The organism is Pantoea sp. UBA7232, assembly GCF_002473195.1.
Taxonomy (GTDB): Bacteria; Pseudomonadota; Gammaproteobacteria; order Enterobacterales; family Enterobacteriaceae; genus Pantoea; species Pantoea eucrina.
This window is the reverse complement of the sequence record NZ_DKTK01000002.1, coordinates 17,373-32,451: the sequence shown is the minus strand read 5'-3', so window position 1 is coordinate 32,451 and position 15,079 is coordinate 17,373. Positions and strand designations below refer to the sequence as shown.

The window sequence follows — 15,079 nt, the reverse complement described above, 5'->3', positions numbered from 1 at the left end:
GCGTCTGGCACCTGGTGTCGGGATTATGCCGCTTCGCTGGGCTGCGCCCGCGGCCGGGGTTGTGGCTTCGGTGCGGCCAGGGCTTCCGGCACGAACTCATCCACATTAATGGCTTTCAGCCGGCTTGCTTCTGCGCGGATCAGCACCTGCGCTTCGCTCTCGTCGATCAGCCCCTCTTTCAGCGCCCGCTGCGCCAGCGCATCAAGGCGGGTAAAGGAGAGATGCTTTTTCTGTTGCTGACAGAGGCGATCGTGGATCACTTCTGCCGCCATCACATCCTGCAGCGCCTGCTCCAGCTGGCCCGCCGGATTATGCTCAGCTGGCGTCAGATACTGACCGCGGCCAAGGCGGGAGCGGGTGGCAGAAGGCAGCTGCAGCAGCTTCGCCAGTTTATGATCAAGTTTGTCTGACGGCGGCAGGCAGCGTTTGCCGCCGGCGAAGATAGCCAGGCGCAGCGCACCGGCGGCCAGACGGTTCGGGAAGTTACGCAGCAGATCGTCCATCGCCACTTCTGCCTGATGCAGCGCATCCTGCACGCCCCAGTGCACCAGCGGCAGATCGGCCTCATGGCGGCCTTCTTCGTCATAGCGTTTCAGCGTGGCGGAGGCCAGATACATCTGGCTCAGCACATCGCCAAGGCGGGCAGAGATGCGCTCGCGCCGCTTCAGGCTGCCGCCGAGCACCGCCATGGAGATATCGGAGAGCAGCGCCAGGTTCGCGCTCAGACGATTAAGCTGCTGATAGTAGTGGCGCGTGGCGTCACGCGTCGGCGCGGCGCTGGTGCGGCCGTTGGTCAGGCCGAGCCACAGGCTGCGTACCGCGCTGCTGCCGACGTGACCGATATGGCTGAACAGCGCGTGGTCAAAGCGGGAGAGATCGTTCTTCGCCGCCGCGTCCATCTCTTTAAGCACCCAGGGATGGCAGCGAATGGCACCCTGGCCGAAGATAATCATGCTGCGCGTCAGGATATTAGCGCCCTCAACCGTAATGGCGATTGGCGCACCCTGATAGGCGCGGGCGAGGAAGTTGTTATCTCCGAGCATAATGCCTTTGCCGCCCGCGATATCCATCGCGTCAATAATGGCGCGCTGGCCGCGGTGGGTGCAGTGATACTTCACAATCGCAGAGAGCACGGCGGGCTTTTCACCCTGCATAATGCCGGTGGTGATCAGCGTGGCGGCCGCGTCCATAACGTAAGCATTACCGGCAATACGCGCCAGCGGCTCTTCAATACCTTCCATTTTACCAATCGCCACTTTGAACTGACGGCGGATGTGCGCATAAGCGCCGGTGGCCAGCGCCACGCTTTTCAGACTGCCGGTGGAGTTAGAGGGCAGGGTGATGCCGCGCCCGACCGAGAGGCACTCGACCAGCATGCGCCAGCCCTGACCGGCCATCGCCGGGCCGCCGATGATATAGTCAATCGGCACGAAAATGTTGTTGCCGCGCGTCGGGCCGTTCTGGAACGGCACGTTGAGCGGGAAGTGGCGATTACCAATCTCCACGCCCGGCGTATGGGTCGGGATCAGTGCACAGGTAATTCCCGGCTCCGGGTTATCGCCCAGCAGACCATCGGGATCGGAGAGTTTAAACGCCAGGCCCAGCACGGTGGCGACCGGTGCCAGCGTAATATAGCGTTTGTTCCAGGTCAGGCGCATGCCCAGCACCTGCTGACCCTGCCACTCGCCCATGCAGACCACCCCGGTATCAGGAATGGCGCCCGCATCAGAACCCGCTTCCGGGCTGGTCAGGGCAAAGCAGGGGATCTCATCGCCGCGTGCCAGACGGGGCAGATAGTGATCTTTCTGCTCCTCAGTACCGTAATGCTGCAGCAGTTCGCCCGGTCCCAGAGAGTTCGGTACGCCGACGGTGATTGCCAGAATACCGGAGACGCCAGCCAGCTTCTGCAACACGCGCGCCTGCGCATAAGCGGAAAACTCCAGTCCGCCATACTCTTTTTTGATGATCATGGCGAAAAAGCGGTGCTGCTTCAGATAGGCCCACAGCTCCGGCGGCAAATCGGCCAGCTCATGAGTAATCGCGAAGTCGTTTGCCATACGGCACGCTTCCTCAACCGGACCATCCAGAAACGCCTGCTCCTCAGCGGTGAGGTGCGGGCGCGGATAATTGTGCAGCTTCTGCCAGTCCGGCTTGCCCTGAAACAGGTCGCCTTCCCACCAGGTCGTGCCGGCATCGATCGCTTCCTGCTCTGTGCGTGACATCGGCGGCATGACGTTACGAAAGCCCCGTAGGGCTGGTTTTGAAAACAGGCGCTGGCGCAGCGACGTCAGGTTAAGCGGCAGCAGGACCAGCGCCAGCGGCAGCAGCAGCCAGGCGCTCCAGAGGCCGGTTAAGGCCATGGCAGCGGTCCAGAGCAGCAGGATGGCGCTGCTCAGACGCAGAGATATCTGATGATAAAAGAGGGCGCTAACCAGCAGTAGCGTCGCCACAATGGAAACCAGCAGCATAGTGAATCGCTCCGTAAGTAGTAAGAGGTCTGACCTGTTAGTCACAGGTTTAGAGCAGCCGCTCTTAATAAGCAATTCCTTTACATCACAATTACAACCAGGCTCACAAAATCATCGCGGCTGGCGCATTTATCGCCTGGCTACGCTGTGGCAGACGCGTTTTCACTGCTGCCAGCGCTTTGCGCCCCTGTGGCATTCCGTTAAACTTGCCGGGTTAACCTCTCCGCTAAAGGATATCTCTTATGTATCAGGACATCATTCGCTCGGAACTCAACGAAGCCGCCGACACCCTGACCCGATTTTTGAGTGACGACGCGAACATCCACGCTATTCAGCGCGCTGCGGTGCTGCTGGCAGACAGTTTCAAAGCGGGCGGAAAAGTGCTCTCCTGCGGTAACGGGGGATCGCACTGTGACGCGATGCATTTTGCCGAGGAGCTGACCGGCCGCTATCGCGAAAATCGTCCTGGCTACCCGGCGATTGCGATTTCTGATGTCAGCCATCTCTCCTGCGTCAGCAACGATTTCGGCTATGACCATGTGTTTTCGCGCTACGTGGAAGCGGTCGGGCGCGAAGGCGATGTGCTGCTGGGGCTCTCCACTTCCGGCAACTCCGCTAACATCATCAAAGCGATTGAGGCCGCGCGCGCGCAGGGAATGAAAGTGATCACCCTGACCGGCAAAGATGGCGGCAAAATGGCGGGCAGTGCGGATATTGAGATCCGGGTTCCGCATTTCGGCTATGCCGATCGCATTCAGGAGATCCACATTAAAGTGATCCATATCCTGATGCTGCTGATTGAAAAAGAGATGGTTAAGTAATTTACGCTGCCTTCCCGCATGCCGGGAGGAGTGAGAAGGGGGGAAGCTATGTGCGAATTGCTTGGGATGAGCGCCAATGTCCCTACGGATATCTGTTTCAGTTTTACCGGACTGGTGCAGCGCGGCGGCGGTACCGGACCGCATAAAGATGGCTGGGGTATCGCCTTTTATGAAGGTAAAGGGTGCCGCACGTTTAAAGATCCGCTGCCGAGCGTAAATTCACCGGTTGCCCGCCTGGTGCAGGAGTATCCGATCAAATCGCACTCGGTGGTCGCGCATATCCGTCAGGCAAACCGGGGCCAAGTCTCGCTGGAGAATACGCATCCGTTTACCCGCGAGCTGTGGGGCCGCAACTGGACTTACGCGCACAACGGACAGCTTAAAGGCTATCGCCAGCTCGACAGCGGCCACTTCCGCCCGGTGGGGGAGACCGACAGTGAAAAGGCGTTTTGCTGGATCCTCTCACAGCTGCAGGCGCGCTATCCGCGCACGCCAGGTAACTGGCCCGCCGTGTTCCGCTATATCGCTGAAATCGCCGGCGAGCTGCGTGAAAAGGGCGTTTTCAATATGCTGCTATCGGATGGTCGCTATCTGATGGCGTTCTGCTCCACCAATCTCTACTGGATCACGCGGCGCGCGCCGTTTGGTAAAGCGCGCCTGCTGGATCAGGATGTGGAGATCGATTTCCAGCAGCAGACCACGCCGCATGATGTGGTGACGGTTATCGCCACGCAGCCGCTGACCGGAAATGAAACCTGGCACCGGATAGCGCCAGGCGAGTGGGCACTATTTTGCCTGGGTGAGCGCCAGGAATGATTTGGACGCCGCTTCCGGTGCAGAAAGTACCGGCGTGTTGTTCACCGCATACTGACCCGTTGCGGTGACGTTAACGCTGGGCGGTACGTGATATTTAGCAAAATAGGCGTAGCCCGGCTGCAGTTCGCGCCAGAAATCGATGTAGGTCGAATAGCGATGACGCTGAAGATTGCTTTCCGTCATGCGGAACGGATAAATATTCAGCTGCATCTCCTGCTGGCCGTTACGCAGGGCCGCATTAACGTAGTTGAAAATCTCATCCATTGAGCCGTTGGTCATGGCGTAGCAGCCCACGGAAACGCAGTCGCCGTGAATCATCAGATAGTTGCCGTTATAGCCCTTGCTGCGATCGTACTGGTTAGGAAAACCGGTATTGATGGCGCGGTAAAAGCGGCTGTCAGGTTTCAGCTGATTGAGTTTGACGTTGTAGAAACCTTCCGGACTTTTGAAGTCGCCCTGGCGGCGCTTGGGACCGAGTCCGCCGGAAAAATTACAGATGCGATAGCTGTCCAGCAGGCGATATTCATTACCGATTTTGCCATAGAGCTCCAGCGTACGCTCTTCTTTGAAAATCTGAATAAACACCGGTGTACCCAGCAGTTGTTTTTTTAACTCTTTGCTTACCGGAGCCAGCGGCTGTGCGGGTTCAGGTGTGATTGCCCAGCTAAGGACTGGCATAAGAATCATCGCGAACAGCAGTGCGATTCTGCCCATTCTGTGTGTACCTTGAAGTGAAGAAAAACTCAGACGCGCAGCGTCACTCAGTTGCATTATCGGAAATATCCGCTATCGCTGCGCAACATTAACATTGTCTGGCTTTTAATCAAGATAGCGGGCAACAAAATGGCGCAAAGTTGTGATGCATCGGGGAGTAAAAGCGCTCAGGCGCGGCATCGGTGCCGATGACGATTGCTCAACGCCTTCGCTACTGTATACTTAGCCAGTGTCCGGAGGGGGTATGCGCAAAATCATTCATGTCGATATGGACTGCTTTTACGCAGCGGTTGAGATGCGTGACGATCCGTCGTTGCGGGATATCCCTATCGCGATTGGCGGCAACCGCGTTCAGCGCGGAGTGATCAGTACCGCTAACTATCCGGCGCGCAAATATGGCGTGCGCAGCGCCATGCCGACCTCGACCGCGCTGCGTCTCTGTCCGCACCTGCGCCTGCTGCCGGGACGCTTTGACGCCTATAAAGAAGCCTCGCGACAGATCCGCGACATCTTTCTCCGCTACACGCCGCTGATTGAACCGCTCTCGCTGGATGAAGCCTATCTGGATGTCACCAGCAGTCTGCACTGCCAGGGGTCGGCGACGCTGATGGCGCAGGCGATCCGCGCGGATATTCTGCGCGAAACCGGACTGACCGCGTCAGCCGGCATCGCACCGATCAAATTTCTGGCGAAAATCGCCTCCGACCTTAATAAGCCTGACGGCCAGTATGTGATCACCCCGCAGGCGGTGCCGGCGTTTCTGCATGAGCTGCCGCTCAGCAAGATCCCGGGCGTGGGCAAAGTGGCGACCAAAAAGCTGGAAGAGATGGGGCTGCGTACCTGTGCTGACGTGCAGCGCGCCGATCTGGCGCTGCTGCTGAAGCGGTTCGGAAAGTTTGGCCGCTCGCTCTGGGAACGCAGCAACGGCATCGATGACCGCGAAGTGATCGTCGAACGTGAACGTAAGTCGCTGGGGGTAGAGCGTACGCTGCCGGAAGATATCCACCACTGGGAGCAGTGCCTGCCGATTATCGACTACCTCTATGCGGAGCTGGATCGCCGTCTGGGGGCTATCCGGCCAGATAAGCAGATCGCCCGGCAGGGGGTGAAATTTAAGTTCAGCGATTTTCAGCAGACCACGCAGGAGCACGTCTGGGCGGTGCTGAATAAAGAGGATATGGTGGCGGTGGCGCGTCAGGTCTGGGAGGCGCGTCGGGCAGATCGCGGAGTAAGGCTGGTGGGACTGCACGTTACGCTGGTGGACCCGCAGCTGGAGCGTCAGCTGCTGCTGGGACTGTGAAATCTCCCCCGCCCGGCAAGCGGACAGGGGAGCGGCATCGATTACGCTTTTGCCGGAATCGCGTTCAGTAGCGCAGTGAGCAGCTTCCAGTAGAGGCCAACGCTCTCAATATGCACCTGCTCATCCGGCGAGTGCGGGCCGGTAATGGTCGGTCCGATAGAGACCATATCCATATGCGGATACGGTTTCTTGAACAGGCCACACTCCAGACCGGCATGGATCACCTGAATGTTTGGCGTTTTGCCAAACAGCGCTTCGTAGGTGTTGCGCGTCAGCGCCATGACCGGTGAGTCAGCGTCAGGCTGCCAGCCCGGATAACCGCCTTTTGGCGCAGTCTGCGCGCCCGCCAGCGCGCCCAGCGAGGTCAGCGTCTCTACCACCCACTCTCTGCCGGTATCGATCAGCGAACGGATCAGGCAGATGATTTCAGCGTTAGCCTGATCCATGCTGACCACACCCACGTTCAGCGAGGTTTCAACCACGCCTTTCGCCACGTCTGAATTACGGATCACGCCGTTAGGGGTGCTGTTGAGCAGGTTGATAAAGCGATCGCGGCTCTCCGCGCTCAGCGCCTCAGCCTGCTGCGCCAGCGGCTCGGTCTGCAGCACAATATGCTTCTCTTTGCTGCCGAGCTCGTTGAGCAGTATCGCCTGGAAGTGCATCGCCGCAGATTTCAGCGCGTCCACTTTGTGGCTCTCAACGGCCAGCGTGGCAAAGGCTTCACGCGGGATCGCGTTACGCAGCGTGCCGCCGGTAAAGTCGATCAGACGCAGATCCAGCTCACGGGCATGGGCGGCCAGGAAACGCGCCAGCAGTTTGTTCGCGTTGCCAAGACCCAGGTGGATATCCGCACCGGAATGACCGCCTTTCAGACCTTTAAGCGTCAGTTTCAGCGTTTCATAGCCAGCTGGCACCGCTTCGCGACTCAGCGGCAGCGTGGTAATAAAGTCGATGCCGCCCGCGCAACCCATGTAGATCTCACCCTCTTCTTCAGAGTCGGTGTTGATCAGAATCTCTGCCTGCAGCCAGTCCGGCTGCAGGCCAAACGCGCCATCCATGCCCGACTCTTCGGTCATGGTCAGCAGCACTTCCAGCGGGCCGTGCGTCAGGCTGTTGTCAGCCAGTACCGCCAGCGCTGACGCCATGCCGATACCGTTATCTGCACCCAGCGTGGTGCCGCGCGCTTTCACCCATTCGCCGTCCACCCACGGCTGAATCGGATCTTTCGTGAAATCGTGGGCGGTATCGTTGTTCTTTTGCGGCACCATATCCAGGTGCGCCTGCAGGGCAACCGGCGTGCGGTTTTCCATGCCGGGCGTGGCAGGTTTGCGGATCAGAATATTACCGACCCGATCGCGTTCGACCCAGAAATTCTGCTCTTTGGCCCAGCTGACCACATATTCAGCCAGCGCCTCTTCATGATAAGAAGGGTGGGGAATGGAGCAGATTTTGGCGAAGATATCCCACAGCGGCTGCGGGGAGAGTTGAGACAATTCAGACACAACGCGTCTCCTGTATCAGCGTGGCGGACAGGCCGCTCGCACGCAGTTTCCGGTTTAAGATCGCCGTCAGCTCATCTGACGTGATGAGCCAGAGAATATCACCCTTTATTCGCAGGCGCGTCATCAGGCGCGCTAAAAACCTGCAACCAGTGTGACGGATGCTGGTTTTTAACGCGTCAGATCCTTATAATCTCGCGCAACCTTTTCCCCCTTGCATATTTTTAAGCCACTTTTGGTGGTTGGGATTCCTTTTATGAGCGAAAAATACGTCGTAACCTGGGACATGCTGCAGATTCATGCCCGTAAACTGGCCCAGCGCCTGCTTCCTGTGGAACAGTGGAAAGGCATCATCGCGGTAAGCCGCGGCGGTCTGGTTCCGGCATCGCTGCTGGCGCGTGAGCTGGGTATTCGCTACGTCGATACCGTCTGCATCTCCAGTTACGATCACGATCACCAGCGCGAAATGAAAGTGCTGAAGCGCGCCGAAGGCGACGGTGAAGGCTTTATCGTTATCGACGATCTGGTCGACACCGGCGGCACCGCGCAGGCGATCCGTGATATGTATCCGAAAGCGCGTTTCTGCACCATCTTCGCCAAGCCTGCTGGCCGCGCGCTGGTGGATGATTACATTGTGGATATCCCGCAGAACACCTGGATCGAACAGCCGTGGGACATGGGCGTGGTCTATATTCCGCCAATCGTCAAAAGCTGATTGATGCAACGCAAACAACGCCCGGTTAAGCCGGGCGTTGTGCTATTCGCGCCTCGCGCAGCCGGGGCGGGTGCAGTAAACTCATAGCCATCTATGCGACCGCCGCAGGAGAAACCATCAGATGGCCGAAAAAAATCTTAGCGAAGAGTTATTCAAGCCGCGTTTTAAACATCCCGAAACCTCTTCCCTGGTGCGCCGCCAGCATCACGCTACCGCACAGGTGCATAACGCGCTGGAGGGGGATACTCAGCGCGGCTGGTATCGCATGCTTAACAAGCTGCTCTGGACATGGCGCGGCCTGTCACCGCAGGAGATCAGCGAAGTCCTGGCGCGCATCGCCGTCAGCCGCTTTGAACACACCGATGAGGCGCTGCTGGATACGGTAATCGGCTATCGCGGCGGCAACTGGAATTTTGAGTGGTCAAAGCAGGCGGCGCTCTGGCAGCAGCGGGCGATGCAGAGCGAGCAGCATGATGAAGCGGGCCAGCAGTGGCTGCATGCGGCGAATCTCTACAGCCTCGCGGCCTATCCCTACATCAAAGGCGATGAGCTGGCCGATCAGGCGCAGGTGCTGGCTAATCGCGCCTATGAAGAGGCGACCCGGCGGCTGCCGGGCGAGCTGAAATCGCTGACGTTTCCCGTCAGTGGCGGCAGCCCGGTTACCGGGTTTCTGCATATGCCGGCGCAGGCCAGCGCACCTTATCCCACCGTGATGCTGTGCGGGGGGCTTGATTCGCTGCAGAGCGATCACTATCGGCTGTTTCATGACTACCTGGCCCCGCGCGGTATCGCTATGCTGACGCTGGATATGCCATCGGTTGGCTATAGCAGTAAATGGACGCTAAACCAGGACACCAGCCATCTGCATCAGCAGGTTCTGCGCGAGCTCAGCAACGTGCCGTGGATCGATCACACCCGCGTGGCGCTGTTTGGCTACCGCTTTGGTGCCAATATTGCGACCCGACTCGCCTGGCTTGAAGTACCGCGTATCCGTGCCGTGGCCACGCTGGGCGCGATGGTACACGGCGTGTTTGTTGACGCGGCGCGTCAGCAGCAGCTGCCGGACATGTATATGGATATGCTGGCGAGCCGGCTGGGTATGGCGTCAACGTCCGACAGCAACCTGCGCATTGAGCTGAATCGCTATTCGCTGAAGGTACAGGGGCTGCTGGGACGCCGCACCCCGGTGCCGATGCTGGCCGCTTACTGGCCGGACGATCTTTTCAGCCCGGAGGAGGACTCACGCCTGATTGCCGGCTCGTCGGCGCAGGGCAAAACGCTGGCTATCCCGGCTTCACCGGTATTTCACAGTTTTGAGAAAGCGCTGAATCAGATTTGTGACTGGCTCAGCAAACAGTTGCAGCGGTAACTGGCAAAACGCAAAACCTCTGCTAAAACTTAATGTCGGCATATTACGCGCTGCGCCCTTTGCGCGGCGCGCTGCTTTTTTTACGGTTTATTTGAGGGAGAGAATTAGCATGACGTTACCGAGTGGTCACCCCCGTAGTCGCCTGCTTAAGCGCTTCACCGAATTGGGGCCGTACATCCGTGAAGGAAAATGCGAAGATACGCGTTTCTTTTTTGACTGCCTGGCTGCCTGCGTTAACGTAAAGCCTGCACCGGAGAGCCGCGAGTTCTGGGGCTGGTGGATGACGCTGGATGCGCACAGCGATCACTTTACCTACGAATATCACTTCGGCCTGTTTGATAAAGAGGGCGACTGGAGTGTGACAACCATTAAAGGTAAAGAGAACAACGAGCGTGTAGAGAGCACCCTGCGTAACTTTCATGAGCGGCTGAAAGCGATGCTGCACGAGCAGAAGCTCGATCTGCGTCCCGCAGCTGGTTTTAAAGAAGAGCCGGTTAAGCTGAGCGCATAACGTAAAAAAAAGAGCCGGTCATGCGCCGGCTCTTGCGTTGTCAGAGTGTCAATACCGCAGCGGGTAATCAGAACTGATAGGTCAGCGCGACGGCCACCACATCGTCATTGTTCAGCCCCAGCTTGTTGTTGTCATCCAGCTGATTGATTTTGTAATCCACCATGGTCGACATATTTTTATTGAAGTAGTACGTCAGGCCAAGATCAACATATTTCACCAGGTCTTCATCACCCACGCCTTCAATATCCTTGCCTTTGGTCTGTACATAGCCGAGTGACGGACGCAGACCGGAATCGAACTGATACTGCGCCACCATTTCAATGTTCTGCGCTTTGTTGGCAAAGCCGCGCGTGCCGATTGGCGTCATGTTGCGCGTCTCGGTGTAGATGGACGCCAGGTAGAGGGCGTTGGCATCATATTTGATACCGGCTCCCCAGGACTCCGCTTTGTCGCCGCGTCCGAGCAGGCCGGCCTGCTGCTGCTGGCTGGTGCGATCGGATGAGGTAATGGCTGACATCAGGCTGACGCCGCTATCGCCAATGGTGTAGCCCAGGGATGCGCCGTAGCCGTCGCCGTTCTGGGTGCTGGTATCCGCTGCGCTGCCGCGGCTGTTTGCGCTGTCGGCGTCGTTTTTACCCTGATACTGCAGGGCGAAGCGCAGGCCATCCACCAGACCAAAGAAATTACTGTTGCGGTAAGTTGCCACGCCTGACGTGCGCGCCGCCATAAAGTTATCGGTGCGCGCGGTGCCGTCACCCCCGAACTCAGGGAAGACGTCGGTCCAGGCTTCCACGTCATACAGCACGCCGTAGTTACGGCCATAATCGATTGAGCCGTAGTCGCCAAATTTCAGGCCGGCAAAGCCGAGACGGGTTTTGTTGCCGTTGTTCGCGTCACTGCCTTCAGAGCGGTTGCCCTGAAACTGATATTCCCACTGGCCGTAACCCGTCATCAGATCGTTGATCTGCGTCTGACCTTTAAAACCGAGACGCACGTAAGTTTTATCACCGTCCGCGCCTGCATTGTCACTGAAATAGTGCATCCCTTTTACGCGACCATAGAGATCCAGTTTGTTGCCGTCTTTATTATAGATTTCTGCGGCTTGTGCCGTTGTGGCCAAAGCCAGTGCGGAAACAACCAGTGCCAGTGTGCTTTTCTTCATTTGCTATCAATCCCGATGAGTAAAAAAAGTATGTACCCGTGAAAAGGTTTGTAAAACACGGGACGTTTTACCGATCGCTGATGAAAGTTTTATGACAGATTTGCGCAATCGGGGTGAACGAGGCGGTTAAGTTGTGCTGACTGGCCTGCGGAAATTCGCGCTTTTCCCGGCGTGGCTGTTGGCTTCCTTGCTGACTCCTGATAAAACGTCCGTTCGCGGATTTTTTCTCAGATGGCAGGAAAATATGAGTGGCAGTCAGACCCTGGTGGTCAAATTGGGTACCAGCGTTCTCACCGGCGGTTCGCGCCGGCTGAATCGGGCGCACATGGTGGAGCTGGTTCGCCAGTGTGCACAAATGCACGCGGCGGGACATCGCATTGTTATTGTCACCTCCGGCGCGATTGCGGCCGGACGTGAACACCTTGGCTATCCCGAACTGCCACCGACCATCGCCTCAAAGCAGCTGCTGGCTGCGGTGGGGCAGAGCCGTCTGATCCAGCTGTGGGAGCAGCTGTTCTCTATTTATGGCATCCATATCGGGCAGATGCTGCTGACGCGCGCGGATATGGAAGATCGCGAACGCTTTCTTTATGCGCGCGATATGCTGCGCGCGCTGCTGGATAACCACATCGTTCCGGTGATTAACGAAAACGATGCGGTCGCTACGGCGGAAATTAAAGTTGGCGATAACGACAACCTCTCGGCGCTGGCGGCAATGCTGGGCGGAGCGGACAAACTGCTGCTGCTGACCGATCAGCAGGGGCTGTTTACCGCCGATCCGCGCACGAATCCGGAGGCGCAGCTGATTAGCGACGTGCACCAGATTGATGATGCGCTGCGGACGCTGGCGGGCGGCAGCGTGTCAGGATTAGGCACCGGTGGTATGGCAACCAAACTGCAGGCTGCGGATGTCGCCTGTCGCGCCGGCATCGATGTGATTATCGCTGCTGGCAGCCGTCCCGATGTGATTAGCGATGTGCTGAACGGCAAACCGGTCGGCACGCGCTTTCACGCGCAGCAGTCGCCGCTGGAGAACCGCAAGCGCTGGATCTTCGGCGCGCCGCCGGCCGGCGAAATCACCATTGATGATGGTGCCCTGGCGGCGGTGCTGGAGCGCGGCAGTTCGCTGCTGCCTAAAGGCATCCGCGAGGTGCAGGGAAATTTCTCACGCGGTGAGGTGATCCGGATCCGCAACCTGCAGGGACGCGATATCGCCCACGGCGTGACGCGTTACAACAGCGATGCGATGCGCATGATCGCCGGACATCACAGCCAGGAGATCGGTGATATTCTCGGTTATGAATATGGCCCGGTTGCCGTACATCGCGACGACATGGTTGTCAGCTAAGGAGCAGAAAATGTTAGAGGAAATGGGTAAGGCGGCGCGGGCGGCATCGTACGCGCTGGCGGCGCTCTCCACCGCAGAGAAAAATCAGGTGTTGCTCACCCTGGCTGAAGGGCTGGAGGCGGATCACGCAGAGATTCTGGCGGCGAATGAACAGGATCTGGCCGACGCGCGGCAGAGCGGCATGAGCGCGGCACTGCTCGATCGCCTGACGCTGACGCCGCAGCGGCTGAAGAGTATCGCCGATGATGTGCGGCAGGTCTGCCAGCTGGCCGATCCGGTCGGACAGCTTATTGACGGGGGCCAGCTCGACAGCGGCCTGCGTATTGAACGGCGTCGTGTGCCGCTCGGCGTAGTGGGCGTTATTTACGAAGCGCGTCCGAACGTCACCGTTGATGTGGCGGCTCTCTGCCTGAAAACCGGCAACGCAGCCATCCTGCGCGGCGGTAAAGAGACATGGCGCACCAATGCGGCCACGGTCAGAGTCATTCAGCGTGCGCTGGTAAAGCACAACCTGCCAGCCGGGGCCATACAGGCGATTGAAAATCCGGATCGCGAGCTGGTCAGTCAGCTGCTGAAGCTGGATCGCTATGTCGATATGCTGATCCCGCGCGGCGGGGCAGGGCTGCATAAGCTGTGCCGTGAACACTCCACTATCCCGGTGATCACCGGTGGTATCGGCGTCTGCCATCTCTATCTTGATGAGACGATGGAGATCGCGCCGGCGCTTGAGATCATCGTTAACGCCAAAAAACAGCGGCCGAGCGCCTGCAACTCGCTGGAGACGCTGCTGATCCATCAGGATCAACTCGATCGTTTCCTGCCAGCTTTCCTGCAGCGTATGGCGCAGGAAAATATTACGCTGCACGGCGATGCCAATATTCTGGCGCAGCTGCAGACAGGGCCGGCCAGCGTCGTCGCAGTGAGCGAGGCGCACTATCGCGATGAGTGGCTGTCAAACGATCTCAACGTGAAGCGGGTAGCGGACATGGATGAGGCGATTGCGCACATTCGTGAATATGGCACCCAGCACTCCGACGGCATTCTGACGCGCAGCATCCGGCACGCGAATGCGTTTGTTCAGCAGGTGGACTCTTCTGCGGTCTACGTCAACGCCAGTACCCGTTTTACCGATGGCGGCCAGTTTGGTCTGGGCGCTGAGGTGGCAGTCAGTACGCAAAAACTGCACGCGCGCGGTCCGATGGGGCTGGAAGCGCTGACCACCTACAAATGGATTGGCTGGGGCGACGATACGCTGCGCCGCTAGCCGTCCTGCCCGCCTCAGATGGGTACCTGTACAGGTACCCATTTTTTTTGCTTTAGATCCACTCAATATCACAGCTTTCTGAAATTTATCTGTCATCTGTGGCGCGTCAGCCGCTTTTCGCCCATTTTTTTGTGTAAGCGCTGGTCCGGGTTTAACAGAAGATTCCTGAAAACCTCAGTCAGAACAAGCTGTCACACATTCATTGCTGGTTTAGCGCAGACGGGCGAGGATAATGATCCTCCAGCTTCATTGATAATATCGCGTGGGTAGTAAACTAGCGGTAATATAAAATGAACTGGTAGCAAAAACCAAAATAACATTCAGTCTTTTACTGATGGCAGACAATTAACTGATGGTTAAAAAAGAGAGTACAAAACACGCTTTTACTGCCAGGCTGATTGCCGCATGCGAAAGTGCGGGAATTGTCGGACATGGACGAAACAAACAGGTTGCACAGGCGTTGCAGCAAAGAGGATGCAAAATTTCAACGCCGGGGGTATGGAAATGGTTCAACGGTCAGTCGATTCCGGATGACGGGAATCTGTTAGCGCTAAGCGATCTGCTGGGCGTGCGCGTGGAGTGGCTGCAGTTTGGTATGGAGAAACCGGATGCCGGGCTTTCGCAGCAGCGTCTGCTCTCCGCCGGGCATATGTTCCGCGTGGAGAGCCTGGATATCGGCCAGCGCAGCGCGCAGGGCATTGCCGCGCGCGATGAGCTGGTAGAGACCATTCAGGCGATAGAATATGGTCTGGATGAGGCGCGCGTGCTGTTTAATGGCCGCCCGGCAGAAAGCATCCGGCTTATTGCGCTGAACAGCGATTCAATGGCCGGCACCTTCGCACCGCGCGATCAGCTGTTTGTCGATATCAGCGTGCATCACTTTGATGGCGATGGAATTTATCTGTTCACGCTTGACGATCAGCTCTATCTCAAACGCCTGCAATTGCAGCATAAAAAAGTGGCCGTTATCTCAGATAACAAGCGCTATGAGACCTGGTATCTGACGCTGGATGAAGCCGATTCTCTGCAGGTGGTCGCCCGCGTCATCATGAGCCAGGCACGTGATTATCAGATCCTGGGCTGAGCCGTTGC

The 15,079-nt window shown here is 57.9% G+C and carries 13 protein-coding genes; 9 read left to right on the top strand and 4 right to left on the bottom strand.

Annotated elements, in window-relative coordinates:
• Nucleotides 1–23 precede the first annotated feature (23 nt).
• Nucleotides 24–2,468 (bottom strand): acyl-CoA dehydrogenase FadE, encoded by a 2,445-nt coding sequence (gene fadE / locus B4056_RS00475; protein ID WP_108570221.1) that lies wholly within the window; start codon nucleotides 2,466–2,468, stop codon nucleotides 24–26.
• A gap of 242 nt (nucleotides 2,469–2,710) precedes the next feature.
• Here fadE and lpcA point away from each other — a divergent pair, with 242 nt between their 5' ends.
• Nucleotides 2,711–3,289: a D-sedoheptulose 7-phosphate isomerase gene (gene lpcA, locus B4056_RS00470; protein ID WP_065650032.1), complete on the top strand. Its 579-nt coding sequence runs from the start codon at nucleotides 2,711–2,713 to the stop codon at nucleotides 3,287–3,289.
• A gap of 48 nt (nucleotides 3,290–3,337) precedes the next feature.
• Complete coding sequence (locus B4056_RS00465) at nucleotides 3,338–4,105, top strand: class II glutamine amidotransferase (RefSeq protein ID WP_094111387.1); 768 nt, start codon at nucleotides 3,338–3,340, stop codon at nucleotides 4,103–4,105.
• Here B4056_RS00465 and dpaA read toward each other — a convergent pair.
• Nucleotides 4,076–4,819 carry a peptidoglycan meso-diaminopimelic acid protein amidase gene (dpaA, locus tag B4056_RS00460; protein ID WP_094111388.1) on the bottom strand — a complete coding sequence of 248 codons (744 nt, stop codon included), beginning with the start codon at nucleotides 4,817–4,819 and terminating at the stop codon, nucleotides 4,076–4,078. The two genes, B4056_RS00465 and dpaA, sit on opposite strands and share 30 nt — an antisense overlap.
• Nucleotides 4,820–5,063: 244 nt before the next feature.
• Here dpaA and dinB point away from each other — a divergent pair, with 244 nt between their 5' ends.
• Nucleotides 5,064–6,119, top strand: coding sequence for a DNA polymerase IV (gene dinB / locus B4056_RS00455; protein WP_071668489.1), 1,056 nt, complete (start codon nucleotides 5,064–5,066; stop codon nucleotides 6,117–6,119).
• A gap of 41 nt (nucleotides 6,120–6,160) precedes the next feature.
• Here dinB and pepD read toward each other — a convergent pair whose 3' ends face one another.
• Nucleotides 6,161–7,621 (bottom strand): beta-Ala-His dipeptidase, encoded by a 1,461-nt coding sequence (gene pepD, locus B4056_RS00450; RefSeq protein ID WP_094111389.1) that lies wholly within the window; start codon nucleotides 7,619–7,621, stop codon nucleotides 6,161–6,163.
• A 253-nt stretch (nucleotides 7,622–7,874) separates the two neighbouring features.
• On the opposite strand from pepD, the gene gpt reads away from it, so the two are divergent.
• The 3 genes from gpt to crl all read left to right on the top strand — a co-directional run bounded on the left by gpt (nucleotide 7,875) and on the right by crl (nucleotide 10,213).
• Nucleotides 7,875–8,333 carry a xanthine phosphoribosyltransferase gene (gene gpt / locus B4056_RS00445; protein ID WP_007887137.1) on the top strand — a complete coding sequence of 153 codons (459 nt, stop codon included), beginning with the start codon at nucleotides 7,875–7,877 and terminating at the stop codon, nucleotides 8,331–8,333.
• 121 nt (nucleotides 8,334–8,454) lie between these two features.
• Complete coding sequence (gene frsA / locus B4056_RS00440) at nucleotides 8,455–9,702, top strand: esterase FrsA (protein ID WP_039382875.1); 1,248 nt, start codon at nucleotides 8,455–8,457, stop codon at nucleotides 9,700–9,702.
• 109 nt (nucleotides 9,703–9,811) lie between these two features.
• Nucleotides 9,812–10,213, top strand: coding sequence for a sigma factor-binding protein Crl (crl, locus tag B4056_RS00435; protein WP_039382877.1), 402 nt, complete (start codon nucleotides 9,812–9,814; stop codon nucleotides 10,211–10,213).
• Between the two features lie 67 nt (nucleotides 10,214–10,280).
• On the opposite strand, the gene ompC is transcribed toward crl, so the two are convergent.
• A complete protein-coding gene (gene ompC / locus B4056_RS00430; RefSeq protein ID WP_039382879.1) occupies nucleotides 10,281–11,375 on the bottom strand; it encodes a porin OmpC in 1,095 nt (364 codons plus the stop codon).
• Between the two features lie 244 nt (nucleotides 11,376–11,619).
• Here ompC and proB point away from each other — a divergent pair, with 244 nt between their 5' ends.
• The 3 genes from proB to B4056_RS00415 all read left to right on the top strand — a co-directional run bounded on the left by proB (nucleotide 11,620) and on the right by B4056_RS00415 (nucleotide 15,071).
• Nucleotides 11,620–12,723, top strand: coding sequence for a glutamate 5-kinase (proB, locus tag B4056_RS00425; RefSeq protein WP_039382881.1), 1,104 nt, complete (start codon nucleotides 11,620–11,622; stop codon nucleotides 12,721–12,723).
• Between the two features lie 10 nt (nucleotides 12,724–12,733).
• Nucleotides 12,734–13,987 carry a glutamate-5-semialdehyde dehydrogenase gene (gene proA / locus B4056_RS00420; protein WP_039382883.1) on the top strand — a complete coding sequence of 418 codons (1,254 nt, stop codon included), beginning with the start codon at nucleotides 12,734–12,736 and terminating at the stop codon, nucleotides 13,985–13,987.
• Nucleotides 13,988–14,339: 352 nt separating this feature from the next.
• Complete coding sequence (locus B4056_RS00415; RefSeq protein WP_094111391.1) at nucleotides 14,340–15,071, top strand: LexA family transcriptional regulator; 732 nt, start codon at nucleotides 14,340–14,342, stop codon at nucleotides 15,069–15,071.
• Nucleotides 15,072–15,079: the final 8 nt, after the last annotated feature.